Source organism: Methylobacterium sp. 142-1Y (genome assembly GCF_057747795.1).
Genome location: NZ_CM173224.1, coordinates 5,023,327 through 5,046,774, shown reverse-complemented (window position 1 = coordinate 5,046,774; position 23,448 = coordinate 5,023,327). Strand labels below are relative to the sequence as shown.

Genomic DNA, 23,448 nt, shown 5'->3' with positions numbered 1-23,448 from the left:
GGCTCTGTCGCGAGACGTCGTATTCCATTCTAAACAGATGGAATGTTTCGCATTCATTCGTAAAGCGCCGTTGCCGTGTGAGCGTTCGATTCGTCTCGCGCCGTGCCCTGTCCCGCCCAGCCTCGCGCGGAGGAGGGCGATCGGGGCGCGAGGCGGCCATTCCGCGGTGGATCGCGCGAGAGCGATCCGGCAATGAGCTTGCACTTCGACGGAATATTCCTACTCTGGGCATTCCTGACGATCCTAACGGCATCAGTTTGGAATATGGAATATTCCAAGAGGGCGACATGTTCCTGTCGGAAGCGGAAACGGAGGCCCGGCTGGACGACCTGCGGCGCCAGCGCGCCGCCCTCGACCGGGCCATCGCCGAGCACGAACTCTATCTCGATCTCGGCCGCCGGCTCGCCCGGCCGGGGGCCGCCGTCGAGCCGGCTCGGGCCGCGCCCGCTCCGGCCTCCGCGGAGCCTCCGGCCCCGCGCGCCGCGGCCGAGCCGCCGCGGACGGAGTCCATGGTCGCGCCCGCCCGGCCGCCGGCCGACCCTCCGGCTCTCGCCGGCGCGGCGGGGCGCCAGGAGGGGCGCCGGCTGATGGAGGCGGCGGAAGGCATCCTGGCGGAGGCCGGGCGGCCGATGCATGCCGCCGAGATCTGGGAGCGGCTCGCGGCCCGCGGCCTGACCTTGCCGGGCCACGATCCGGTGGCGGCCCTCAACACCCGGCTGTGGAAGCGCGCGAAAGCCGGCACCGTCTTCCGCCGCCTCGGCGACGCGGTCTACGGGCTCGCCTCCTGAAGCCCGGCATCGATGCGACGGGATCGGCTGTCGGGCCCCGGCCGATGCCGATCGCGCATCGACCCATTCACCCTTTGACTTGGACCTCGCCCCGGACCCGCCCCTAGTCTCCCGTCCCGGAACGCCCCTTGCGACGAATGACGGGGCGCGAACAGACGCCGCGGCGGCTCCCGGGACACGATCGTGACGACGCGATCATGGTTCCCCGCCGCCCGGGAGGAGAACCATGAGTGCAGTCCTCGGCCTTTCGGCCGCGAAGCGGAGCCGCATCCGCCTCGTCATCCTGGCGATGCTGTTTGCCGCCACCGCCATCAACTACGCCGACCGGGCGACGATCGCCATCGCCGGCCCGGCCATGGCCAAGGATCTCGGCTTCGACGCCGTGACCATGGGCTTCGTGTTCTCGGCCTTCGCCTGGTCCTACGTCCTCGCCCAGCTCCCCGGCGGCTGGCTGCTCGACCGCTACGGCGTGAAATGGGTCTACGCCGCGGCGATCTTCCTGTGGTCGGCCTTCACGCTGATGCAGGGGGCGATCGGCTTCCTCTCCGGCTTCGCCGCCGTCGCGGTGCTGTTCTCCCTTCGCCTCGCCGTGGGCCTGGCCGAGGCGCCGGTCTTCCCGGCCAATGCCCGCATCACCGCGGCCTGGTTCCCGGCGAACGAGCGCGGCATGGCCTCGGCCTTCTTCAACTCGGCGCAGTACTTCGCCACCGTGCTGTTCGCCCCGCTCATGGGCTGGATCGTCCACGCCTTCGGCTGGCACCACGTCTTCACGGTGATGGGCGCGCTCGGCATCGCCTTCGCGCTGCTCTGGACCCGGGTGGTGCACGGCCCGCACGAGCATCCCGCCGTCAACCCGGCCGAGCGCGACTATCTCGAGGCCGGCGGCGCCATGATGGACATGGACGGGCGCAAGGCCGAGACCGCGACCCGGGCGGGCCGCACCCTGCGCCGGCTGCTGGTCAACCGGATGCTGCTCGGCATCTATGTCGGCCAGTACTGCATCAACACGCTGACCTATTTCTTCCTCACCTGGTTCCCGGTCTACCTGGTGAAGGAGCGCGGCCTGTCGATCCTGCAGGCGGGTTTCGCCGCGACCCTGCCGGCCCTGTGCGGCTTTCTCGGCGGCATCCTCGGCGGCGTGATCTCGGACCAGCTCCTGCGCCGCGGCTACTCCCTCACCGCCGCGCGCAAGATCCCGATCGTGTCGGGCATGCTGCTCTCGATGGCGATCATCGGCTGCAACTATGTCCAGGCCGACGCCCTGGTGGTCGGCCTGATGGCGCTCGCCTTCTTCGGCAAGGGCATCGGCGCGCTCGGCTGGGCGGTGGTGTCGGACACCTCGCCGAAGGAATCCGGGGGCCTGAGCGGCGGCCTGTTCAACACCTTCGGCAACCTTGCGGGCATCACCACGCCGATCGTCATCGGCGCCATCGTCCAGCGGACCGGCTCGTTCGACGGCGCCCTGGTCTTCGTCGGCCTCAACGCCCTGGTGGCGGGCCTGTGCTACCTCGTGGTGGTCGGCGAGATCCGCCGGGTCGAGCTGCGGCCGTAGCGCCATCATGCGGGGCAGGGGCCTGATCCGCCTCCTCGTCGGCGCGATCCTCGCCCTCGCGGTCCTCCGCGGGGGTATCGCCGTCTGGGCGAGCGCCCGTGTCCCGACGGCAAAACCCTATGGGATCTTGATGCCGGGACCCGTCCGTCCGCCTCGATCCTTGACGGCGACCGGGCCACCTTGAGGGGGCGGCCGCAACGACGGCCGCGCGAACCCCGAACCCCCCGATGCCCCGATCCGTGGACGCCAACACGCCGACCACCGCGCCGGCCCGTCTCCCCCTCGCCTTCCTCGTCGGCCGCAGCGCCGAGGGCCACTGGCTCGCCGTCGAGACGCACGGCCTCGGCGGCGGCATCTTCCGCACCTGCCGGGACGCGCTGCATTACGCCGCCGCCGAGACCGGCCGCCGGCCCGATGCGGTGCGCCTCGCCGACACCACCCTGGCCCTCGCCCCGTGAGCCCCGCGCACGGGCTCGGCGGCGCCCTCACCGCCCTCGTCACGCCCTTTTCGGCGGGCGGGAGCCGGATCGACGAGCGGGCGCTCGGCGATCTCGTCGCCTGGCAGATCGCGCAAGGCACCGAGGGCCTGGTGGTCGGCGGCCCCACGGGCGAAGGCCCGACCCTCACGGAAGCGGAGCGCGACCGGACCTTGCGCGTCGTCCTCGAGGCGGCCGGGGGCCGCGTGCCGGTGATCGCCGCCACCGAGAGCCCCTGCACCCGGACGGCTGTCGCCCGGACCCGGGCGGCGGAGACCGCCGGGGCCGCCGCCACCCTGGCGGTCACGCCCTTCTACAACCGCCCGACCCAGGAGGGGCTCGTCCGGCATTACGCGGCGATCGCCGCGGCGGCCGGCCGGCCGCTCCTCGTCCAGGCGGTCCCAGCCCGCACCGGGATCGACCTGCGGCCCGAGACCCTGGCGCGCCTCGCCGCCCTGCCGGGCCTCGCCGGGCTGGTCGATTCCACCGGCGATCTCGCCCGGCTCGCCTCCGTCGCGGGGGCCGGTCCGGGCTTCCTCTCGTTCTCCGGCGACGACGCCACCGCCGCCGCCCACGCGATGATGGGCGGGCGGGGCTGCGTCTCGGTGGTCGCCAACCTGATGCCGGGACCTTGCGCCGCGCTGCAGCGGGCCGCCCGGGCGGGCGACCACGCCCGCGCCCGGGCGATCCAGGCCGGGCTGATGCCGCTGGTCGCGGCGCTGTCGCGCGAGACCGATCCGGGTCCGGTCAAGCTCGCCCTGGCGCTCCTGCGCCCGGGCTTCGCCCCCGACCTGCGCCTGCCCCTGGTGCGGCCCGGTCCCGGGACGGAGGCCGCGCTGGCCGCGGCTCTGGCCGCGCTCGACCTCGCCCGCCCGGGGGAGGCCGCGTGACCGATCCCGCCGACGACGCGCTGTGCGACCTCGGCCGTGCCCTGGCGGCGGCGCGGCGCACCGGCACGGCGGTCGCCGGTCCCGTCCCGCCGATCCGCGACCGGACGGCTGCCGAGGCGGTGCAGGCCGAGGCGGTGCTCGCCGCCGGCGAGGCCCTGCGGGGCTTCACGCTCGCCGCCACCGCCGCGCGCACCGCGCGCCCGCTCGCCTGTCCGGGACCGGTCGTCGCGCCGCTCCTGGCCGGCTCGCTCCTCGTCGACGGCGCCGCCGTCCGGAGTTCCCGGGGCGTGCTCGGCGTGGGCGCGCAGTACCTGTTCGTGCTCGGGCGCCCCTTCCCGCAGGAGCGCGAGGATCCGGGCGACCGCGCGGCGCTCGCCGGCGCCGTCCTGTCCTGCCGCATCGGCCTGCAGGTACTGGGCCGGCGCCTGCCCGACTCCGTGCCCCTCGGCCCCTGGGCCGCGACGGCGGACCTCGCGCTCGACGCGGCGCAGCTGCGCGGGGCCGCGATTCCCGCCTGGCGCGCGGCCGACCTCGCCGCCGCCCCTGTGATCCTGCGGCTCGACGGCCACGCGGTGGCGCAGGGGAGCGGGGCCGAGATCCTGGCCGAGATCCTGGCCGAGGTCCTGGCCGAGATCCTGGACGCCGATCCGCTCGCCGCCCTGGCCTGGCTCGCCGGGGAACTGGCCCGGGCCGATCGCGGCTTCGAGGCCGGCGACACCATCGCCACCGGGAGCTGCACCGGGCTGATCCGCGTCAGGCCGGGCCAGCGGGTCGAGGGGGATTTCGGGCCCCTCGGGCGGGTCGGCCTCGACATCGCGTAGGATGTCGGCGATTCCATCCGGCACCCGAGGGGGGACGCTCAGCTCCCGCCCGCCTCGTGCGTCTCGCGCACGAAGGCGGCCCGCGCCTTCGCGTCGGGTGCGGTGCCGCGCGCGCGGCACCAGGCCAGGAAGGCCTCCGGCTCGATCCGGATGCGGACCACCGCCACCCCGCTGCGCGCCACCTCGCGCTCGATCTGGAGCGCCGACATCTGCCAGGCGGCGTAGCTCTCGGGCAGGCCGGATTCAGGCGCAGCCTCCCGGATCCGGGGATAATCGCCCGGCTCGTACCAGGCGAGGCCGATGCTCCGCGGGCGCTCCATCTCCAAAACCTCTCCGCATGCCTAAGATCACGGCCCGTTTCCGGGCGGTGTCATCGCAGATAGGGCAGGCGGGACAGAAAAAAGGCCGCCCTTGCGAGGCGGCCCGAAGTCTAGGGAGGAAACGCCCAAAGAGGGCTGCACCGCCGCGACGCCATCGCTGCGGTGCGACGTCGTTGTCTCATGTTGCACTGCACCCTGCAATCGTTTTCACCGCGCGACCGCCATGCTCGCGGCGCATGACGGCGGGACGGGTCGCTGCAAGGGGCGTCGAAGAGGGCGTCAAACCGCCCCTTGCCCCCCTGAGCGTGACCTGTCAGACGACACGTCTCCCTCGTGGACGTACCCTGTGGCGCTCCGGCTCCGCCGACAGGCTGGACCGTGAGGGAGCTCGTGACGACGAGTTGGCGGTGGACCAGTTCTCCCCGCCAGCCTGTGAGGCTCAGTGGGCCGGGTGGTTGCGGGAGGGTCGGCGCAGCGGGGAACAGGAACCGCGTCGCCGGCTGATGGCCCACACATTCGCCCTGCCTCGAAGCGGGGTAGCGCGCCGCCGCGCAAGTTCAAGAATTTCGCAAACAGCCACGCTTCGCTAACCATGCCGCCGGTTCGCCTGAAGAGCTCGCCAGGAGGGCTCGCATGGGAGCACGCATGAGAACGGCAGCGAGAGCCTACCGGGTCGCGGGCGCAGAGCCCCGCCGGTCCGATCGATCCTGCGGGACGCGAAGCGGCGAGACCCGGCTCGGGTCCGGCCTTGGGTCCGGCGGGGCACGCCCGGTCGGGGAGATCTGGTCGCAGCAGGACAGCCGCGGCCTGACCGCCCGCGAGCTGATCCGCCTGGCCCAGGCGGTGCGGCTGCGGCCGGCCTCCCCGCCGGACTAGAGCATCTTCCGACGACGTGGATACCGGTTCGTCGTAGAAAATGCGGCAAAAACAAAGACCTAGAGCAGGGTTCGATCGCAACGCGATCGGGCTGTGCTCTAAGCAGATTTCGCAAAAGTGGCCGCCGGTTTTGCGGAAAAAATCTGCGATAAAACAAGGATCTAAGCGGATGAAGCGTTGGCCTGCCAACGCAAGTCTGCTTAGATCCCAGGCCGCGTCACCGAATCCGAGAGAGAAGAAGGCCCCGCCGGAAGCGGGGCCTTCTTCGTTCGGGGCCCTCATCCGTCTCCGGGCGGGAGGACGGGGGCGAAGATCGTGATGGCCTCCTTGCGGCCGGCGAGGGGTTCGCGGCCGACCTCGCGCCAGGCGGCCGGGTCCGACGAGCCGGCGATGGCGGCCTCGGAGGCGAGCACCACCGCGCCGTAGCGCTTGGTCGCCTGTTCGAGGCGCGCGGCGACGTTCACCGCATCGCCCAGCACGGTGAACTCCATCCGCTCCTCGTCGCCGACGATGCCGCAAAAGACCTCGCCGACATGGATGCCGATGCCGATCCGCACGGCCCGGGGCGGCTCCCGCGTCTCGTTCCAGGCCGCGACGATGCCGACGAGGTCCTGCGCGAAGGCCAGCGCCCGGGCCGCGTCGTCGCCGCCCTCGTCCGGCACCCCGAACAGGATCAGGGCGCCGTCGCCGATGAACTTGTCGACGAAGCCGTGATGCCGGCGCACGCAGGCGAGGATCCGGGTGCGGAAGGCGGTGAAGAACCGCGACAGGCCCTCCGGGTCCATGCCCTCGGCCATCCCGGTCGAATCGCGGATGTCCACGAAGGCGATCACCGCCCGCTGGCGGCGGCCGCGGCGCAAGGCGGCGTCGCCCGCCGCGAGCCGGGGCGCGATCTCGGCCGGCAGGAAGCGCGACAGGCTGGCGCGCCCGACCGCGTCGCGGACCGCGGAGGCGAGCAGCCGCCGCGAGCGCACGATGCCGAAGGCCGTCGCCGCCCCGGCGAGCAGCAGCAGCGTGAGCCGCATCACGTTGACGGGCATCGAGAACAATTGGGTCCAGGCCGGACGGCCGGCGGCGGCCGGATCGAGGACCAGGGGATGCTCGAGCCCGGCCGCGATGCCGACGAGGCCGAGAGCGAGGAGCGCGACCGCCGCGAGCTGGACCTTCACGTCGTAGCGGAGCGCCCCCACCGCCAGGACCAGGGGAATCGCCCAGACGATCGGCGCCGAGGGCACGGCGTTGCCGGGCAGGCCGCGCTCGCCGAGGGCCAGCACCGTGATGGCGAGCACCAGCCCGACATCCAGCGCCATGAACAGGTAGGCGTAGGGATGCCGCCAGCGCTGCGGCACCGCGAGCACGATGCTGGCGGCGCCGACAGCGAGGAAGCCGAGCGCGGCGAGCCAGGCGTTGCGCTGGAAGATCCCGAGCGACAGGCCGGCCAGTTCCTGCAGCAGGTGGTTCGCCGCGATCACCGTGACGAAGATGCAGGCCCCGATCCCCACCCGCAGCCAGCCGATCAGCCGCTCGGCCGCGACCTCGTGGCGGCGCATCAGCCCGGCGACGAGGTCGCCCGCGAGGGGGGCGGCCAGGGGATTGGCGAAAAGGTCTCCTGCGGCGGCCTCGTGCCGCGGATTCTGCTGCACGCGCAATCCTGGCTGCATGCCGGCCTCCCGTCGCCCTGGACAGGGCGGAGAATGGCCTGATTAGAGCATGGCGGTGACCGGGCGGCTACTGGTGGTGATCTGGTCCACCCGGGGCGCGAGCTTTCCCGAATCTGTCATGGGCGGGCAGCGAGGTCCGTCCCGATCCGATCGAGCGTCGGAATGGCCACCGGGGACGGCTCGCGGAAGGGGCCGGCCGTCGCGCGTGAGGCCTCTGCCTTTCCGCCGCGACACGCGCACCTCCGCGACGGGTCTTCGCCCGATCGTCGAGCGATGCGGTGCCGGGCTCAACGGGTAACCTGTTCGGCTAGCCGCACCCTGGCGGCGGCGCTGAGATTGACGTTTGCGGCGGCTCCCAGCTTGGAGGTCGAGCGCGGGCCGGATTTCGCCGCGACCTTTCCCTTGGACACGGCCTGGCCGATGGCCCGATTCTTCGACGATGTCGCGGATCGCCCCACGGCCATCCTCTGCGCTGCCGTCATCGTCGCCATGGTCCGGACCTCCAGCCGAGTGCAGTCCCGTAACGATGGGCGGGTGGCGTTAATATATCATGAATCTATCGGTCGATATAGGACGATGATCGACGAGATATTTGATGTATGCTGCGGGTCAAGGTGTCTTTTCTCGCCGCATCACCGATCATGGGCTAACATGACATGGAAACATCGTCGGGCGTGGTTGCAGACGAGCCGGCCAGTTCCGGTGGTCTCGAAATCCGAAAGAACAGAGGCAGCGCCCGGTCGTCCTGCGATCGGACGCTGCTCGATTTTGAGTTCGGAGCCTTGCCGTGTCAGAGTCTCGCGCCCGCGTCAGGCCGGATCGTCGCGCAAGAGGTGGTAGAGCAGGATCGCCGCCGCCGTGGCCGTTCCGATGCCGCCGAGCTTGAAGCTGCCGAGGCCGAGCGTGAAGTCGCCGGCGCCGAGCACGAGCGCGGTGCCCACGGTGAGCAGGACCCGGGTGCGGGAGAAATCGACCCGGTTCTCGACGAAGATCCGCCCCGCCGCCGCGGCGATCAGCCCGAACACCACCACCGACAGGCCGCCGATCACCGGGCCGGGGATCACCAGGATCGCGGCGCCGAATTTCGGCGACAGCCCGAACAGGATCGCCACGAGCCCGGCGACGGCGAAGACCAGGGTCGAGTAGATCCGGGTCACCGCCATCACGCCCATGTTCTCGGCGTAGGTGGTCACGCCGGTGCCGCCGAAGAAGCCCGACAGCATCGTGGCGAGCCCGTCGCCGAGGAACGCCCGGCCGAGCCAGGGGTCGAGGTTGCGCCCGGTCATCGCGCCGATCGCCTTCACGTGGCCGAGATTCTCGGCGACCAGCACCAGGGCGACCGGGGCGATGAGCCAGATCGCGGAAGGCTCGAAGACCGGCATGGTGACGTGCGGCCAGCCGAACCACGGGGCCTCGGCAATGCGCCCGAGATCGAGGGGCTTGGCGAGCCCGAAGCCGTTCGCCAGCACGCCGTAGAGCAGGGTCGAGGCCGCCGCCCCGATGAGGAGCGGCAGGCGCCGCGCCGCGCCGGGCAGGTAGGAGGCCGCCAGGCCGACCGACAGGATCGTGAACAGCCCGACCCCGACATCGAGCCCGGAGCCCGAGATGCCCTTCACGCCGATCGGCGCGAGGTTGAGGGCGATCGCCCCGACGATCGCCCCGGTCACCGCCGGCGGCATCAGCCGGCCGATCCAGGCATCGCCCGCCCGCATCACCGCGATGCCGATCAGCGCGTAGACCGCACCCGCCGCGATGATGCCGCCGAGCGCCACCGCGAGGTTCGGGTTCGGCCCGCTGCCGCCGTAGCCGGTGGCGGCGATCACCACGGCGATGAAGGCGAAGCTGGAGCCGAGATAGCTCGGCACCCGCCCACCGACCACGACGAAGAACAAGAGCGTGGCGATGCCGGAGAACAGGATCGCCAGGTTCGGGTCGAACCCCATCAGCAGCGGGGCGAGCGCCGTGGAGCCGAACATCGCCACGACGTGCTGGAGCGCCAGCACCACCACCTGGCCCCCCGGCGGGCGCTCGTCCGGCAGCACCACCGGGCCCCGTGCGAGCCGCCAGCGCGGAAAGCCCCGCTCGTCCGTGCCTGTCTCCGGTTCCATGCTCTCTCCCCCCCTGATCGTGTGTCCGGGGAGGGCCTTAGAGGATTTGGCGCGGGTCCGGGAATAGCCGTGCGGGCAGGACCGTGGGCAGACGATCATGGGCAGAGGATCATGGGCAGGAGGCGTTGCGCGGGGACGCGGTCTTGCGCGAAGGATCCATCCCGATCCCATGCACCGGCAGCCCCCGATGACGTCGTCCGACGAGACCACCGCCGACCTCACCGTCATGATCTCGGGCGGCTTCGCCCTCGCCTATGCGGCCGTGCTGCCGGATTTCGAGCGCGAGACGGGGCTGAAGGTCCGGACCCTGTCCGGGGCGTCGCAGGGGCAGGGGCCGCGGACCATCCGGCACCAGCTCGCGCACGGCGCGCGCGTCGACGTGGTGATCCTCTCCAACGAGGGCCTGCACGAGCTGACGCAGGAGGGCCGGATCCTCGCCGGATCGGCAATGGCACTCGCCACCGCGCCGCTCGGTGCCGCGGTGCGGGCGGGGACGCCGCATCCGGCGATCGACACCGTCGCGGCGCTCGCCCGCACCCTCGCGCAAGCCCGCCTCGTCGTGATGCCGGGCAGCACCAGCGGGCTGTTCATCCAGGAGACCGTGCTGCCGCGGCTCGGCATCGCCGACACGGTGCGCAAGCGGGTGTTCCCACGGGGCACCGACTCCGCCGCCGCCCTGGCGGCGGGCGAGGCCGACCTCGCCCTCGGGCCGGTGAGCGAGCTCGTCGACGTGCCGGGAGTCGAGGTGGTGGGCGCGCTGCCCGACGCGGTCCAGCTCGTCCAGACCTTCACGGCGGCGATTCTCGCGGATTCACTTGCCCTCGCACTGGCCCGGCGGCTGATCGCCCATCTGGTCTCGGACCGGGTCGCGGCGGCGATCCGGCGGACCGGCATGGAGCCGGTCGCCGGAGGGTGAGCGCGCAAGGGTGAGGGGCCGCGCGATCCGCGGCCCCCGGCAGCACTCCCGGACGAGATCAGGCGAGGGCCGCGCCCCACTTGTCGGCGTCGGGGGTCTTTTCCCGGTAGATCGTTCCGGCGGCGTCGACGTGGAGTTCGGTCCAGGGGCCCTCGCCCCGGCGCGCCAGCACCTCGACGTGCTTCGGCTTGCGCCGCGGCTCGCCCGTCGGCGTCCAGCCCGCCGCGACGATGGCGGCGAGTGCGGAAGCGGGATCGACCGGCGCGTCCAAGCGCGGCTTGCCCGGGTGGCTCGGCGTCTTGTGGTGGATCTCGACCGGTTCGCGGCCCGCGGCGGCGATCCACGAGACCTTGATCTCCGAGGGGCGGCGTTCGCCCTCGAGGGTCACCTGCAGGCCGGCGGCGAGGGGGAAGGCCTGCGCCCCCTTGGGTCCGAGATCGGCGAGATGGACCGCGCCGTCCGCCTCCAGGGTGAAGCGGTGCGCGAAGACGTGCTGGATCGTGCCCGAGAGGGCGGTGGTGTCGTGGTGCGGCATGATCTTCTCCGAAGAGCGCCCAACCGCAGGCGCGACCGGCAGATGGAGGGACGCTGCCGGCGTTTCAAGGGCGTCGCCGGCCTTGAGCCCCGACGATGAGGAGCCCCCGCTCGTGACGTCGGCGAGCGGTCAGGCCGCATCGTCGCAGGCGCAACGCGGCCCGTAGCCGAAGGCCTGTCGCAGGGCGACCTGCCCGCCCGGCGTCACCGTGACGGCGCGGCTGCCCTCGCTCCGGCGCACCCAGCCCCGGTCGAGGCAGGTCGTCAGCAGGGCGGCCCCGAGGGCGCCGGCGATGTGGGGCCGGCGCTCGCTCCAGTCGAGGCAGGGGCGGCAGAACACCCGCTGGCGGGGACGACCCGCCGGCCGGGCCGCGTCGAGGTCGACCCCGAGGTCTCGCAAAAAAACCTCGCCCGAAGGCGTGAGGGCGCCGCCATCCTCGCCGAGCTCGACCGCGCCGCGCGCCGCCAGGGACTCCGCCATCGCGACGGCGAGGCGGCCGGCGAGGTGGTCGTAGCAGGTCCGGGCCTCGCGCAAGGCCGAGTCCCGGGGACCGGGAGGCCGGATCGAGGGCGGGGCCGGCGTCGCGGCGCCGGCCACCGCCATCACGCCCTCCAGCATCCGGGCGACGCCCGGGGAGGCAAGGCGATGGTAGCGGTGGCGGCCCTGGCGCGCGACCGTGAGCAGCCCGGCCTCGGCGAGCTGCGCGAGGTGGCCGCTCGCGGTCTGCGGCGTGACGCCGGCGGCGCGGGCGAGCTCCGCCGCGGTGAGCGCGCGACCGTCCATCAGCACCGACAGCATGGCGGCCCGGGCGGGATCGCCCAGCAGGGCGGCGGTGCGGGCGAAGGCGGCGACGGTCACCATGGCGGGCTCGCTCCTCGGACGGGCTCCTCGCGGATCGCCCCTTGTAGCGCGCGGCGGGGCCGGACGCTTCGGTCGCGGACGAACCGTGGCGCCGGACTCTTCGGCCCGGGCCGAAGCACCGCGCCCGGCGGGCGGGCGAGGATCGGCAAGTCCCAACCGGCGAGTCCCAACCGGCAAGTCCGAGGGGTGAGTCCGATGGGCAAGTCCCAACCGGAAGGACCCGTCATGCCGTCGCTGATTCGCCGCCTCCTCGCCCTCGGCCGCGCGAGCGCCCCCGGGGACGGCCCACCCGGGGAAGGCGGCCCACCCGGGGAAGGCGGCTTGGCGCGACACCTGCGTCGGCGCCGCGACCGCACGCGGTTGGCCGGGCTCGACGACCGGTTGCTGCGCGACATGGGCCTGCGGCGCGAGGTCTCGCCGGCCGGCCTCGACATCGTGCCCCTGTCCTCCGCCGATCCGGGCGCGCGGATAAGACCTGCGAAACCGTTGCCGGGTACCCTGCGCCATGACGAGACCGGGCCCGCGGCCTCGCCTCGCCACGGCCGCGCTGCCCTCGACCGGCCATGATCGGGCCGTCATCGTGCCGTCGTGCCGAGGCCCGTGGGACACCGCGCCGGCCGGGCGCCGGCGGTGTTTCCCGTTTGCATCACGTCGCTTGGATCCGACGTCCCGGTTCGAGGATTGGTTTACGAACCGTGTCCGTGCCCCGTCTTCGCCACATTCCGCCCCAAGCTTGACCTCGAGCGCGGCCATATCGGCCGTGCCCGGCAATGCACGACAGGGGCCTGCATGACGCGGAACCGGACTTTCCCCATCACCGCCGCCCTCGCGGTTCTTGCCACGGCGCCGCATCTCGGCGCCTGCAGCCTGATGCCCGCCGGGGTCGACACGACGGGAAGCCTTCCGGACCGCAAGCAGCTCGCCGCCGTCACCAGCGCCGACCGGGACTGCCTCGCCCGCGCGATGTATTTCGAGTCCAACCGCTCGAGCGAGGAAGGCCTGCTCGCGGTCGGCACCGTGGTGATGAACCGGCTCGAGGCGCCGGCCTACCCGAACTCGATCTGCGGCGTCGTCGGCCAGAAGCGCCAGTTCGCCGCCGGCGTGCTGCACAAGCCGATGCGCGACAAGGAACGCGAGAAGGCCCAGCAGGTCGCCGACGCGATCCTGGCCGGCGAGCGCCACGAGAAGGTCGGCGGCGCGATGTTCTTCCACACCGCCGGCTACACCTTCTCCTACCGCAACATGCACTACGTGGCTTTGGCCGGCGGCAACGCCTTCTACGAGAAGCGCCCGTGGTACGACCGCGAGGGCGCGACCCCGCGCCGGGCCCCCGCCGCCGCGACGCAGCTCGCCCAACTCCAGTCCGGCTCGGCCGGCAGCGCCCGCTGGACCTCGCACCCGGTCCGGGTCGCCCGCAACACCCAGCAGACCCCGCTCGCCGAGTTGGGGCCCGCCCGCAACGTCTGCCGCGTCGCCGCCGCCGAGACCGGCCGCAGCCCGGGCTGATCGGTATTACGCCAGCCGATCGAGCCGCAGGCGGTGGCGCGCATCGGTGAGCCGGCGCGACGCCGCGAGGACCGCGGCCGTCACCCCGAGGCCGCTCGCCCCCGCCAGCAGGAACAGGATCAGGATCTGTGACGCGGCCGCGCCCTGCGGGTCTTGGCCCGCGAGGATCTGGCCGGTCATCATCCCCGGCAGGGTGATCAGCCCCGCCGCCGCCATCTGGTTGAGCACCGGGATCAGCCCGGCCCGGATCGCGCTGCGCACGAGCGGCGCCAGGGCCTCGTCCCGGGTGGCGCCGAGCGCCAGCCGCGCCTCGATCCCCGCCCGCTCGCGCCGCACGGCGCCCGTGAAGCCGTTGAGCCCGATCGCGATCCCGCTCATCACCGAGCCCAGCACGATGCCGGAAAGCGGGATCAGCGCGTGCGGGTCCCACCAGGGCTGCGGGCGCAACGCCGCGAGGCCGACCGCGACGGCGATGACGGTCGCCCCCGCGGTGACGAGGCCGCCGAGCCCGTAGCGCCACGCCCCCCGCAGGGGCCGCTCCTGCCGGGCGCCGATCTCGTAAGCCGCGGCGAGCGCCATCACGGCGACCACTCCCACCACCGGCCCCGGCGCCCCGAGGCCGAACACCGTGCGCAACACCAGCCCGACCAGGGTGAGCTGCGCCGTGAGCCGGCAGGCCGCGACCAGGATCGTGCGGGCGAGCCCGAGGCTCAGCATCGCCGACAGGCCGGCATGGGCGAGGACGAAACCCGCTCCGAGGGCGAGATCGAGCGGGCCGGGTGACGGGATCATGCGGGACGCCCGCCCGCCACCGCGAGCCGTCGGGTCGTCAGGCGCGCCACCTGGGCCGGATCGTGCGAGACGAGGAGGACGATCAGCCCGGCGGCGCGGCGGCCCTCGATCACGGCTTCGGCGCCCCGCACGCTGTCGGGATCGAGGGAGGCGGTCGGCTCGTCGAGGAGCAGCACGCGGGGACCACCGGCGAGCGCCCGCAACAGGGCGAGGCGCTGGCGCTCGCCGGTGGAGAGCCGCGCCACCGGCCAGCCGAACACCTCCGGCGGCAGGCGCAGGGCCTCCCGCTCGGGGGCGAGGCGGGCAGCGGCGTCGGCGGAAAAATGCTCGGCCACGGTCTCGGCCCACCAGCCGGCCTCCGCCGCGAGATAGGTCACCCAGCGCCGCCAGGTCGGCGCCGGCACCGCCTCCCGGTCGATCCCGTCGAGGCGAACCCGGCCCTCGGACGGGTCGAGATCGGCGATCATGCGCAGGAAGACGCTCTTGCCCGCCCCCGACGGCCCCGTGACCGCGCAGGCCTCGCCCGGCGCCAGCGCGAGGTCGAAGGGCCCGAAACGGTCGCGGCGGAGGGCGTCGATGCGGAGCATGGGCGGGGACTGGGAAATTCCCGTCCGGTGTGCGGGAGGAGGGGGCGGAACGCAACCGCCGCGCTGCTGTTCTCCCTGCCACGGATGAATCGGGAGGTTGCGACGTGGCGGCAGCAGCGGGACCAGCGCGGGACGCCGGCATGGGCGTGGTGCGCAGCGACGTGCCGGCCCGGATGGACCGGCTGCCTTGGAGCCGCTTCCACCTGCTCCTCGTCGTCGCGCTCGGCATCACCTGGGTGCTCGACGGGCTCGAAGTCACCATCGTCGGGGCGATCGGCCCGGTGCTCCAGGACAAGCGGGCGCTCGGCCTCACCCTCCAGCAGATCGGCGGCGCGGCCTCGTTCTACGTCGTCGGCGCGGTGGTCGGCGCCCTGGTCTTCGGCTGGCTCACCGACCGGTTCGGGCGCCGCCTCGTCTTCTACGCCACGCTGATGATCTATGTCGGCGGCGTCATCGCCAGCGCGCTCGCTTGGGATTTCTGGAGCTTCGCGCTGTTCCGCCTCGTCACCGGGCTCGGCATCGGCGGCGAATACGCGGCGATCAACTCGGCCATCGACGAGCTGATCCCCGCCAAGTATCGCGGCCGGGTCGATCTCATCGTCAATGGCAGCTTCTGGATCGGCGCCGCGGCCGGCGCGGGGGCCGCGCTGCTGCTCCTCGATCCCAACCTCTTCGATCCGGATTTCGGCTGGCGCCTCGGCTTCGGCATCGGCGGCGTGCTCGGCCTCGGCATCCTCTTTCTGCGCCGCTACGTGCCCGAGAGCCCGCGCTGGCTCGTCACCCATGGCCGCGAGGACGAGGCCGAGCGCACGGTGGCGGAGATCGAGCGCACGGTCGAGGCCGAGACGGGACAAAAGCTCCCGAAGGCGGAGGGTATCCTGGAGGTGCATCCGAAAAAGAGCTTCGGCTTCGGCGAGATTTTTTCGTCGATGGTCCACAAGCACCGCGGCCGCAGCATCCTGGCCCTGGTGCTGATGATCGCCCAGGCCTTCCTGTTCAACGCGGTGTTCTTCACCTACGGGCTGGTTCTGGCGAAGTTCTACGGCGTGCCGGAGAACAAGGCCGGCGTGTTCCTGGTGCCGCTCGCCATCGGCAACTTCCTGGGGCCGCTGCTGCTCGGCCACTTCTTCGACACGATCGGCCGGCGCCGGATGATCGCCGGGACCTTCGCGTTGAGCGGCGTGCTACTCATGGCGACCGCGGTGGTGTTCGGCCTCGACCTGTTCACCGCCTGGACCCAGACCTTCGCCTGGATCGCGATCTTCTTCGTCGCCTCGGCGGCTGCAAGCTCCGCCTACCTGACGGCGAGCGAGATCTTCCCGCTCGAGACCCGGGCGCTCGCCATCGCGGTGTTCTACGCGCTCGGCACCGGTGCCGGCGGCGTGATGGCGCCGTGGCTCTTCACCCACCTGATCGAATCCGGCCAGCATTGGGCGCTCGCCGGGGGCTATGCAGGGGCGGCCCTGCTGCTCGTGGTCGCCGCGGTGACGGAGTGGAAGCTGGGAGTCGATGCGGAGGGCAAGTCGCTGGAGAGTATCGCGGATCCGTTGTCGAAGGCGGGGTGAGGGGGCTCAGGGGGTGGGCTCGGCCGGGGGTTGGGGGAGGGTGGCGATCAGGGCGTCGATCTCTGCCGCTTTGTCTTCGCGGCCGAGCTTGCGGTTGGCCCAGGCGGCGCGCTGCAGGACGGTTGCACCTTCAGGTTTTGCCCCAGCCCAGATCAACCCTTGCCCGAATAACAGACCGATGGCTGCGATCGCGTCGGCGCGACCCAGATGCTCGGCGAGACGGTAAGCCTCGGCGAGATCTTCCATGACGGCACGAGCGCTCTCCTGATCGGCTATGCCTCGAGCAAGGCGGATTTTCGCGAAGCGGAAGCGCACGTTGCACAGTCCTGCGAGGTCGCCCAGCCGCTCCCAGAGCGGCAATTGCTCCTCGCGCCAGATGCGCAGGGCTTCGTCCAGATTACCCAGCGCAAACAGCACGTCGGCCACCCGGCCGAGGGCTACGGCGCGCGAGTGAACGTCACCCAGCCGCTCATAGATCGGTAGTTGCTCATCGCGCCGGATGCGCAGGGCTTCGTCCAACTCGCCCCGCGCAAACAGCACCTCCGCCATCTGGCCGAGGGTCCCGGCACGCGAGCGCACGTCGCCCACCTGCTCGAAGACCGGCAACTGCTCCTCGCGCCAGATGCGTAGGGCTTCGTCCAGATTACCCTGCGCAAACAGCACGTCGGCCACCCGGCCGAGGGCTACAGCGCGCAAACGCACGTCGCCCATCCGCTCATAGATCGGCAGTACTTCCTCACGCCGGATGCGGAGCGCTTCGTCCAGCTCGCCCTGCGCAAATAGCACGTCGGCCATTTTGCCGAGGGTCACGGCGCGCTCGCGCACGTCACCCACCCGCTCGAAGACCGGCAGTTGCTCCTCGCGCCGGATGCGCAACGCTTCGTCCAGCTCGCCCCGCGCAAACAGCACCTCCGCTACCTTGTCGAGGGCCACGGCGCGTTCGCGCACGTCGCCCAGCAGCTCGAAGACTGGCAGTTGCTCCTCGCGGTGGATGCGCAGCACTTCATCAAGTTCGCCCTGCACAAACAGCACATCGGCCACGTCGCCAAGGGTCCTAGCGCGCGCGCGAACGTCGCCCAGCCGCTCGAAGACCGGCAACTGCTCCTCGCGGTAGATGCGCAACGCTTTGTCCAGTTCGCCCCGCGCAAACAGCACCTCGGCCACTTGGCCGAGGGTCACGGCGTACGAGCGAATGTCGCCTGCTTCGGCAAACAACTCACTTGCAACGCGATACTCCTGTTCGGCTTCTGCGACCTGCCCCTTTTGCCGGAGGCGATCGCCGCGGCGTCCCAGGAAGCGAGCCCGGGCTGAGCGATCTGGATCATCGGTGAGGTTCATACCCCGTTCGATGAGGTCGTCTTGGAACTCGCCCTCGCCGAGCCGTGCGGCGCACTCAAGGCCGGTCTGAAGCAGAAGGAATGTCGGCTTGATCCCCGTCCGGTCACCCTCCGCGAGAGACTGTTGGACAAGACCGAGCCCGGTGCGGGCATCTCTATGGGTGAACCATGCCCAGGCAGCAGCAGCCTTCGCGGCCTCGACGAGGACCGCCGGCATGTCGGCCGCTGATTCGGCGAGCCTGAGAAGTTCCAAGGCTTCGGGCCCTTCCCGCAGGCTACCCTCTTTGCTCCGCCATCCCGCCGCGAGAGCAGGCACGACGGCACGCGCGACCCGCACCAGTTCTTCCGTCGCAGGCTCCATGAAGAGCGGCGCCGCCAGCGCGTTGACGGCGATGTCCGTCGTCTCGCCATCGCGGAACACGTCGAGGCAGCCGAGGCCGATCAACCGGTTGAGCGCGCGTGCAGGTTCCGGAACCCCGAGCACGTCCGCCGCTGTCTCCACCACCGCCCGCGGCACCGGCAGCGTGAAGGCACGGGCCGCCCGTATGGCGCAGGCCTCGTCCGCCGTTAGGGCGTCGCGATAGGCCGTGAGCGCCAGTTCGCTGAAGAACTGCCCGACATCGCCCTCCGGCAATGCGCCGCTCGCTTGATAAGCCTCGACGGCGGTGATGGCGGCCTCGGCGGTGCTCGAGTCTGTCGGGATCGCCCGGGTGAGAAGGGCCTGAAGTCCCGGATTGCCCGCCGCCGCCGCGAGCGCCCGCCCCGCCAGAGCCTCTGCCTCCTCGCTCACCACGGCATCCGGGCGGCCGCGGCTCAATTCGGCCCAGGCGAGCTTGCGGCGCTGGCCCTCGGTCAGGGGCGGCAGTTGCAGGTCGAGCAGGGCGTCGGCGGCGTCGCCCCGGGAGGTGGACAGGCTGAACGTGTAGCGGCTGGTGAGAATCAGACGAGAGTCGGTCATGGTCCGGGCCGCCGCGAAGGCCTCGATCACCGCCTTGAGCGGCGCCCGCGCCTCGGCCTTCACGAGGGTGCGGGTCTCGCCGGGCCGCGGCGGCTCCAGGACTTGCTCGAGGTCGTCGATGACGAGGAGGATCGGCTGGTGTCCAGTCGCCTTGTCAGGCGCGGCGGCCGGGCCGGTCAGGATCGCCTCGATCGCGTCCTTCAGGGCCTGCGGATCGCGGGCGATCGCGTCGAGCCAGGCTGTGCGCAGGGCGGCGCGGTGGCGGGCATCGATGGCCTCGATCAGTTCGTCGAAGATCGCCCGGGCGTCGTAGCGGCCGAACACCACGGCGCTGCGCAGATCGGGCCGGCGCCGGGCGATGCGGGCGGCGAGGCTCGACTTGCCGAGCCGGCCCATGCCGCGGACCAGCACGCCGGCCGGCCCGTCGAGGCCTGAGAAGGCCCGCAACACCGCCTGCGCCTCCCGCCGCCTCCCGACATAGAGGGCGGGGGCCGCCACCGGCACCTGTCGCTTGCGGTCGAGGAACGGCTTGTCGCCCAGCGGCCGCGGCCGCGGCGGCTTGCCGTTGGCGCAGAGCGGCCCGCCCCCGTTCGGCCCGAGATGGACCCGGGCGAGGTGCCAGTGCTGCCCGGTGCCCTCCGGGTCCCGTTGCAGCGCCTCGACCAGCGCCCGCCGGGCGATGGCAGCCGCGGCCGGCACGGTCTCGCGTCGGCCGAGTGCTTCATAGAGCGCGCGGGCGAACACGATGGCATCCGAATCGTAGACCGAGCCGGCCCAGCCGATCACCTGCGGCAGGCCGGCTTCCATCAGGGCAAGCGCCAGCGGCACGGCGGCGCCGGCCTGCTCGGCGCTGCGGCAGGCCGAGACCATGGCCAGCGGCGGCCGGTGGCTCCCCATCGCCTCGCAGAGCCGACCGGCGGTGACGGGGTCGAGCCCGCCCTTGTCGTCCTCCAGGGCGAGCACGCCGCGCCCGTCGTCGAGGTCGCCGTGGCAGGTGAGGTGCAGCACCTCGAACGGGCCTTCCAGGGCGAGGCGGTCGGCCAGGGGCCCGAGCGCGCCGCTCTCCTCCACGGCGAGCTGCACCGGCAGGCGCTCGACCGCGTCGAGGATCAGCGCCTCCTCGCGCTCGTAATCGAGGTCCGACACACCCTCCGGCGCCGCCGCCATGAACAGCACCGAGAGGTCGCGGTGGGCCGGTTCCCACGGCGTGCCGGGGGCGCCGAAGCGCCGGGCCGGGCTGTAGGCGCGGGTGGCGTCGAAGGCGAGGTGGAGGTCGGTCGCGTCGGTCAGGAGTTCCCAGGGCGCCGCCACGAAGGCGCGGGCCTTCGCGTCGGGCCGAACCGCCACCGCCAGGTCGAGGGAGACCGGCCCGCTTTCACCGACGATCTGGGCCAGCAGATCCTTGCGGTCGAGCCAATCGTGCAGGGCCTTGCCCATCGCCAGAAGCGTCCCGGCCGGCTTCGGAAGCGTCAGCGCCCTGGTATAGGCGGCACTCTGGTCATTGAGGAAATCCGCGTCGGCGGCCTCGAACGGGCGGCGTTCCTCGCGCGCGCCGTCGAGGATGATCTGGCCGTCCCTGCACCACAGTACCGCCATCGACGACCGCCCATCACCCTGTGCGACTCAACCAGGATCGCATGGGGGAAGGACGACCGCCAGGGGCGATGGACGCGGTGGTCTGCAGCCTTCGTCTTAAGGGAGACGATCCGGAGTGGGCGGATGGACTGTCAGTGCAGGGCCGCCGGCCGTTCCGTCTCGGGCGGCATCGCCGCCTCGTCGATGAGCGCCGCGCGGATGCGGGTCAGGCGGGCTTCCGCCGCCTCGCGGCCGGCCTCTGCCGCGGCGGCGGCCTCGCGGGCGGCGTGGGTGTCGGCCATCACCTCGGCCAGGCGCTCCTCCAGCCGGCGCACCCGTGCCCGCTCGGCGGACACCTTGGCCTCGGCCGCGCCGGCCTGGGCCTGCGCCTCCTCTGCGGCGTGTCGGGCCTCGGCGGCGGCCTCATGGGCCTCGGCGGCGGCCTGTCTCGCCTCGGCGGCTTCGGCAGCGGAGGCCCGCAGCGCCTCCTCGACCCGGCCGAGCAGGGCGCCGACCTCGCGGCCGAGCCGGTCGGCCCGGGCCTCGGCCGCGACAGCGCGGGCAGTCGTGGCGCGCACCGTCTCGGTCGCGCGGCGCAGCAGGTTCAGGATGGTGCCGGTGTCGAACGGGGTGGCCATCGGGTCCGTATCGTCGGGATCCGCCGAAAACCCGGGATCCGGGCGGCGATTCCCCAAGGGGGACCTGCCGACCCCTCGCGGTCAAGCGCCATTGCTCCGCTTCCCACGGCTCCCCGTACTTTACCGCGCGATGCGGCGCGGATGCCCCAGGCCGAGCCTTCCGTGCCCGATCCACCCCTGCGACCGATGCGCCCGTACGCTCGGGCGCACGGGAACCCATCATGGCTCGAACCGATGCCCCCCGGGACTATCCCGGATGGACCGGGGGAGTATCCCGCCGAAGAAGGGGCCGTGCCCATGTTCATGAGGATCGATCGCCTGCAGGCCGAGCTGCCGCAGCCCAAGAGGCCCGACCCGAATGCCGCCGCCGCCCTGCAGGAGCTGCTCGGCGGCAAGTACGGCGAGATGTCGACGCTCGGCAACTACATGTTCCAGAGCTTCAATTTTCGCGACAAGTCCAAGCTGCGGCCGTTCTACAGCCTGGTCTCGAGCATCTTCATGGAGGAGCTCGGCCATGTCGAATTGGTCTCGACCGGCGTGGCGATGCTCAACAACGGCCCCGGCGACCCGACGCCGGATGTCGACGTGTCGAAGGCGCCGTTCCACGACATGCAGGACGTGCGGCTGGCCGGCAGCTTCCTCAGCAACGGCGGCGGCGCGATGCCGATGAACTCCAACGCCGCGTCGTGGAACATGGACATGGTCACCACGACCGGGAACATCATCATCGACCTCCTGCACAACTTTCACCTCGAATGCGGCGCGCGCATCCACAAGCTCAGGGTCTACGAGACGCTGAAGGACCCGACCGGGCGCGAGGTCTGCGGCTACCTGCTGGTGCGCGGCTCCGTGCACGCCCACGCCTATGCGCTCGCGCTGAAGAAGCTCACGGGTGTCGCCATTGAGCAGATGCTGCCGACGCCCAACATCAACCTCGACCGCATCCCCGAATGCCAGAAATACCTGCAGGAGGGCAGCCACCGCCGGCTCTACCGGTTCAACTCGCCGGATTATCCGGAAGCGGCCGGGGTGTGGTCGAACGACGAGGTGGCCCTGCCGGGCGATCCGCCGGGCAAGCTGGAGGTGGTCGACGGCGCGCCCGAGGGCGGCAAGATCCCGGAGCTCGACGGCAATTACGGCGCCTTCGCGCCGAACTACAAGCCGGAGGAGATCTTCGAGATCGCGAGCAAGCTCTACAAGAAGAGCCGCTGAGACGAGGATCGGGGCCGGTCAGGCCGGCCCCGATTCCCTGATGAGCCTGTCGAGGGCACCCAGCACCTCGGCCATGCCGGGGCGCGCAGCAGGCTCCCCGGTGCAGGCCTGCGCCAGGGCCTCGGCGGCCGGGTGGGCGAGGGGAGCGATGGTCCGCAATTCCTCGAGGAGCAGCCCGAAGGCCCGCACGTCGAGCCGTTGCAGGACCTCGCCCTCGGGCCCCGAGGGCAGGGCGGAGGCCGCGCCGAGATCGCTCAGCACCGCCTCGCCGTGCGTTCCGTCCCACAGGACGTTGTGGGCATAGAGGTCGCCGTGGCCGAAGCCGCTGGCGTGCAAGTGGACGGCGCCCGATGCCACCCCGCGGGCGAGGCGTAAGGACGCCGCTTGCGTGAGCCGGAGGCCGGGCTCGTAGACGTCGCGGCTGCAGCTCTCCAGGCTCGGCGGCCCGGCGAGCACCCGCCAGCCCTCCGGCAGGAGCGGCATCAAAAGCCCTTGCGTCCCGTCCGGATGGTCGGCGAGGCGGCCGAGGCCGCCGGTGAGGTGCGGATGCGCGCCTGCCGCCAGGCAGGCCGCCATCTCGCGCTCCGGCAGGCCGTCGCTGGTCATCGCGCCCTTGAACAGCTTGAGGGCGACGGGTCGTGCCTCACCGGTTCCCTCTGGCCGCCATGCCGCCCGCATCACCCGCCCGGAGGCGCCCTCGCCGAGGAGAGGGCCGATTGTGAGATCGCGCCAGGCGACCGGTATCGCCGCCACCGCGGACGGCGCCGCCCGATCCTCGAACGGGTTGCCGGCCCAGGACAGCCAGGCGAGGCGCGGCAGGGCGGTGAGGCAGGCGGGCAGCGCCTCGAATCCGTTGGCGGCGATGCGCAGGAGTTCGAGGTTCTGCGCGTCCCTCAAGCTCTCCGGCAGGGCGCGCAGGCGGTTGCCCGCCAGCATCAGCTTCTGCAGCAGCGGCCGGTCGCCCAGGGAAGCGGGCAGGGCGGCGATGCGGTTGTCGGTGAGGGTGAGCCAGCGCAGAGCCGGGGACAGGGATTCCGCCGGCACCTCGGCGATGCCGGAGCCGCGAAACCCCACCTGGCTCAAAGCCGTACAATCGCCCAGCACCGGCGGCAGCCGGTCGAAGCGGTTGCCGGAGCAGAACAGCACCCGGAGCCGGCGCAGGCGGCCGAGATCGGCAGGCAGCGCGGTCAGGTCGTTCTGGCCGAGATCGAGCAGTTCGAGCGTGTCGGCGAGACCGAGGATCTCGGGCGGCATCTCGGAGAGGCGACCCTCCGGCCCGCCGGGAAGCCGCAGCTCCCGGATTCCGGCGAGGTCGCCCCGGCGCAGGGCTTCGAGGCGTGCCGCTGTCGCGGGCGGCAGGGTCATGCCCAAGAGTTCATGCCCGCGGGCCCGCGCGAAAGTGTGTCGGCATGGTCGTCTCCCGGCGGCGCATCGGGGCCGCCGGGTGCTGGTCGCCGGGAAAGGCGGCCGGATC

The 23,448-nt window shown here is 72.1% G+C and carries 22 protein-coding genes; 11 read left to right on the top strand and 11 right to left on the bottom strand.

The features are described 5' to 3' along the window. The first annotated feature begins 287 nt into the window (after positions 1-287). The 5 genes from AC3AOF_RS23240 to AC3AOF_RS23220 all read left to right on the top strand — a co-directional run bounded on the left by AC3AOF_RS23240 (position 288) and on the right by AC3AOF_RS23220 (position 4,527). Positions 288-788, top strand: coding sequence for a winged helix-turn-helix domain-containing protein (locus AC3AOF_RS23240; RefSeq protein WP_236988676.1), 501 nt, complete (start codon positions 288-290; stop codon positions 786-788). 226 nt (positions 789-1,014) lie between these two features. Next, entirely contained in the window at positions 1,015-2,340 is a 1,326-nt protein-coding gene (locus tag AC3AOF_RS23235) for an MFS transporter (RefSeq protein WP_236988677.1), read from the top strand. Between the two features lie 227 nt (positions 2,341-2,567). Continuing rightward, positions 2,568-2,798: a hypothetical protein gene (locus tag AC3AOF_RS23230; protein ID WP_236988678.1), complete on the top strand. Its 231-nt coding sequence runs from the start codon at positions 2,568-2,570 to the stop codon at positions 2,796-2,798. Continuing rightward, a complete protein-coding gene (gene dapA, locus AC3AOF_RS23225) occupies positions 2,795-3,706 on the top strand; it encodes a 4-hydroxy-tetrahydrodipicolinate synthase (protein ID WP_488346637.1) in 912 nt (303 codons plus the stop codon). Before AC3AOF_RS23230 ends, dapA begins: the two co-directional genes overlap by 4 nt. Next, positions 3,703-4,527: a hypothetical protein gene (locus AC3AOF_RS23220; RefSeq protein WP_488346636.1), complete on the top strand. Its 825-nt coding sequence runs from the start codon at positions 3,703-3,705 to the stop codon at positions 4,525-4,527. The genes dapA and AC3AOF_RS23220 overlap by 4 nt, the downstream gene beginning before the upstream one ends. A gap of 38 nt (positions 4,528-4,565) precedes the next feature. On the opposite strand, the gene AC3AOF_RS23215 is transcribed toward AC3AOF_RS23220, so the two are convergent. After that, a complete protein-coding gene (locus AC3AOF_RS23215) occupies positions 4,566-4,847 on the bottom strand; it encodes a hypothetical protein (RefSeq protein ID WP_236988681.1) in 282 nt (93 codons plus the stop codon). Between the two features lie 645 nt (positions 4,848-5,492). Here AC3AOF_RS23215 and AC3AOF_RS23210 point away from each other — a divergent pair. Beyond that, positions 5,493-5,723, top strand: coding sequence for a hypothetical protein (locus tag AC3AOF_RS23210; RefSeq protein WP_236988682.1), 231 nt, complete (start codon positions 5,493-5,495; stop codon positions 5,721-5,723). A 278-nt stretch (positions 5,724-6,001) separates the two neighbouring features. Here the strand turns inward: AC3AOF_RS23210 and AC3AOF_RS23205 are convergent, their stop codons facing one another. The 3 genes from AC3AOF_RS23205 to AC3AOF_RS23195 all read right to left on the bottom strand — a co-directional run bounded on the left by AC3AOF_RS23205 (position 6,002) and on the right by AC3AOF_RS23195 (position 9,492). After that, entirely contained in the window at positions 6,002-7,384 is a 1,383-nt protein-coding gene (locus AC3AOF_RS23205; protein ID WP_488346635.1) for an adenylate/guanylate cyclase domain-containing protein, read from the bottom strand. A gap of 287 nt (positions 7,385-7,671) precedes the next feature. Beyond that, positions 7,672-7,875: a hypothetical protein gene (locus AC3AOF_RS23200; RefSeq protein WP_488346634.1), complete on the bottom strand. Its 204-nt coding sequence runs from the start codon at positions 7,873-7,875 to the stop codon at positions 7,672-7,674. Positions 7,876-8,193: 318 nt separating this feature from the next. Next, a complete protein-coding gene (locus AC3AOF_RS23195; protein WP_488346633.1) occupies positions 8,194-9,492 on the bottom strand; it encodes a solute carrier family 23 protein in 1,299 nt (432 codons plus the stop codon). Positions 9,493-9,679: 187 nt separating this feature from the next. On the opposite strand from AC3AOF_RS23195, the gene AC3AOF_RS23190 reads away from it, so the two are divergent. Further along, positions 9,680-10,408, top strand: coding sequence for a substrate-binding domain-containing protein (locus AC3AOF_RS23190; RefSeq protein ID WP_488346632.1), 729 nt, complete (start codon positions 9,680-9,682; stop codon positions 10,406-10,408). 58 nt (positions 10,409-10,466) lie between these two features. Here AC3AOF_RS23190 and AC3AOF_RS23185 read toward each other — a convergent pair whose 3' ends face one another. Together AC3AOF_RS23185 and AC3AOF_RS23180 are read right to left on the bottom strand one after the other, a co-directional pair. Then, positions 10,467-10,943, bottom strand: coding sequence for a hypothetical protein (locus AC3AOF_RS23185; RefSeq protein ID WP_236988687.1), 477 nt, complete (start codon positions 10,941-10,943; stop codon positions 10,467-10,469). Positions 10,944-11,072: 129 nt separating this feature from the next. Beyond that, complete coding sequence (locus AC3AOF_RS23180) at positions 11,073-11,804, bottom strand: ArsR/SmtB family transcription factor (protein ID WP_488346631.1); 732 nt, start codon at positions 11,802-11,804, stop codon at positions 11,073-11,075. 321 nt (positions 11,805-12,125) lie between these two features. Between AC3AOF_RS23180 and AC3AOF_RS23175 the strand changes: the two genes are divergently transcribed. Both AC3AOF_RS23175 and AC3AOF_RS23170 read left to right on the top strand, forming a co-directional pair. Further along, positions 12,126-12,371 carry a YjiS-like domain-containing protein gene (locus tag AC3AOF_RS23175; RefSeq protein ID WP_236988689.1) on the top strand — a complete coding sequence of 82 codons (246 nt, stop codon included), beginning with the start codon at positions 12,126-12,128 and terminating at the stop codon, positions 12,369-12,371. A 222-nt stretch (positions 12,372-12,593) separates the two neighbouring features. Continuing rightward, the gene (locus tag AC3AOF_RS23170) at positions 12,594-13,310 is read left to right on the top strand and encodes a cell wall hydrolase (protein WP_236988690.1); all 717 of its coding nucleotides are present in this window, start codon (positions 12,594-12,596) and stop codon (positions 13,308-13,310) included. 6 nt (positions 13,311-13,316) lie between these two features. On the opposite strand, the gene AC3AOF_RS23165 is transcribed toward AC3AOF_RS23170, so the two are convergent. Then, a complete protein-coding gene (locus AC3AOF_RS23165; protein ID WP_488346630.1) occupies positions 13,317-14,102 on the bottom strand; it encodes an ABC transporter permease in 786 nt (261 codons plus the stop codon). Beyond that, positions 14,099-14,689 carry an ABC transporter ATP-binding protein gene (locus tag AC3AOF_RS23160; RefSeq protein ID WP_488346629.1) on the bottom strand — a complete coding sequence of 197 codons (591 nt, stop codon included), beginning with the start codon at positions 14,687-14,689 and terminating at the stop codon, positions 14,099-14,101. The genes AC3AOF_RS23165 and AC3AOF_RS23160 overlap by 4 nt, the downstream gene beginning before the upstream one ends. Positions 14,690-14,829: 140 nt before the next feature. Here AC3AOF_RS23160 and AC3AOF_RS23155 point away from each other — a divergent pair, with 140 nt between their 5' ends. Continuing rightward, positions 14,830-16,254 (top strand): MFS transporter, encoded by a 1,425-nt coding sequence (locus tag AC3AOF_RS23155; RefSeq protein WP_488349040.1) that lies wholly within the window; start codon positions 14,830-14,832, stop codon positions 16,252-16,254. 6 nt (positions 16,255-16,260) lie between these two features. Here the strand turns inward: AC3AOF_RS23155 and AC3AOF_RS23150 are convergent, their stop codons facing one another. Both AC3AOF_RS23150 and AC3AOF_RS23145 read right to left on the bottom strand, forming a co-directional pair. Beyond that, positions 16,261-20,145, bottom strand: coding sequence for a CHAT domain-containing protein (locus AC3AOF_RS23150; protein WP_488346628.1), 3,885 nt, complete (start codon positions 20,143-20,145; stop codon positions 16,261-16,263). A 131-nt stretch (positions 20,146-20,276) separates the two neighbouring features. Next, positions 20,277-20,762, bottom strand: coding sequence for a hypothetical protein (locus AC3AOF_RS23145; RefSeq protein WP_488346627.1), 486 nt, complete (start codon positions 20,760-20,762; stop codon positions 20,277-20,279). A 297-nt stretch (positions 20,763-21,059) separates the two neighbouring features. Between AC3AOF_RS23145 and AC3AOF_RS23140 the strand changes: the two genes are divergently transcribed. Then, positions 21,060-21,974 (top strand): manganese catalase family protein, encoded by a 915-nt coding sequence (locus AC3AOF_RS23140; protein WP_488346626.1) that lies wholly within the window; start codon positions 21,060-21,062, stop codon positions 21,972-21,974. 18 nt (positions 21,975-21,992) lie between these two features. On the opposite strand, the gene AC3AOF_RS23135 is transcribed toward AC3AOF_RS23140, so the two are convergent. After that, entirely contained in the window at positions 21,993-23,339 is a 1,347-nt protein-coding gene (locus AC3AOF_RS23135; RefSeq protein WP_488346625.1) for a leucine-rich repeat-containing protein kinase family protein, read from the bottom strand. Positions 23,340-23,448: the final 109 nt, after the last annotated feature.

Bases quoted from the DNA above. Each gene is read 5' to 3' on its own strand.
- AC3AOF_RS23240 (WP_236988676.1), top strand. From the start codon at position 288: ATGTTCCTGTCGGAAGCGGAAACGGAGGCCCGGCTGGACGACCTGCGG.
- AC3AOF_RS23235 (WP_236988677.1), top strand. From the start codon at position 1,015: ATGAGTGCAGTCCTCGGCCTTTCGGCCGCGAAGCGGAGCCGCATCCGC.
- AC3AOF_RS23230 (WP_236988678.1), top strand. From the start codon at position 2,568: ATGCCCCGATCCGTGGACGCCAACACGCCGACCACCGCGCCGGCCCGT.
- AC3AOF_RS23215 (WP_236988681.1), bottom strand. From the start codon at position 4,847: ATGGAGCGCCCGCGGAGCATCGGCCTCGCCTGGTACGAGCCGGGCGAT.
- AC3AOF_RS23210 (WP_236988682.1), top strand. From the start codon at position 5,493: ATGAGAACGGCAGCGAGAGCCTACCGGGTCGCGGGCGCAGAGCCCCGC.
- AC3AOF_RS23205 (WP_488346635.1), bottom strand. From the start codon at position 7,384: ATGCAGCCAGGATTGCGCGTGCAGCAGAATCCGCGGCACGAGGCCGCC.
- AC3AOF_RS23200 (WP_488346634.1), bottom strand. From the start codon at position 7,875: ATGGCGACGATGACGGCAGCGCAGAGGATGGCCGTGGGGCGATCCGCG.
- AC3AOF_RS23195 (WP_488346633.1), bottom strand. From the start codon at position 9,492: ATGGAACCGGAGACAGGCACGGACGAGCGGGGCTTTCCGCGCTGGCGG.
- AC3AOF_RS23190 (WP_488346632.1), top strand. From the start codon at position 9,680: ATGACGTCGTCCGACGAGACCACCGCCGACCTCACCGTCATGATCTCG.
- AC3AOF_RS23185 (WP_236988687.1), bottom strand. From the start codon at position 10,943: ATGCCGCACCACGACACCACCGCCCTCTCGGGCACGATCCAGCACGTC.
- AC3AOF_RS23180 (WP_488346631.1), bottom strand. From the start codon at position 11,804: ATGGTGACCGTCGCCGCCTTCGCCCGCACCGCCGCCCTGCTGGGCGAT.
- AC3AOF_RS23170 (WP_236988690.1), top strand. From the start codon at position 12,594: ATGACGCGGAACCGGACTTTCCCCATCACCGCCGCCCTCGCGGTTCTT.
- AC3AOF_RS23165 (WP_488346630.1), bottom strand. From the start codon at position 14,102: ATGATCCCGTCACCCGGCCCGCTCGATCTCGCCCTCGGAGCGGGTTTC.
- AC3AOF_RS23160 (WP_488346629.1), bottom strand. From the start codon at position 14,689: ATGCTCCGCATCGACGCCCTCCGCCGCGACCGTTTCGGGCCCTTCGAC.
- AC3AOF_RS23155 (WP_488349040.1), top strand. From the start codon at position 14,830: ATGGGCGTGGTGCGCAGCGACGTGCCGGCCCGGATGGACCGGCTGCCT.
- AC3AOF_RS23150 (WP_488346628.1), bottom strand. From the start codon at position 20,145: ATGGCGGTACTGTGGTGCAGGGACGGCCAGATCATCCTCGACGGCGCG.
- AC3AOF_RS23145 (WP_488346627.1), bottom strand. From the start codon at position 20,762: ATGGCCACCCCGTTCGACACCGGCACCATCCTGAACCTGCTGCGCCGC.
- AC3AOF_RS23140 (WP_488346626.1), top strand. From the start codon at position 21,060: ATGTTCATGAGGATCGATCGCCTGCAGGCCGAGCTGCCGCAGCCCAAG.
- AC3AOF_RS23135 (WP_488346625.1), bottom strand. From the start codon at position 23,339: ATGACCCTGCCGCCCGCGACAGCGGCACGCCTCGAAGCCCTGCGCCGG.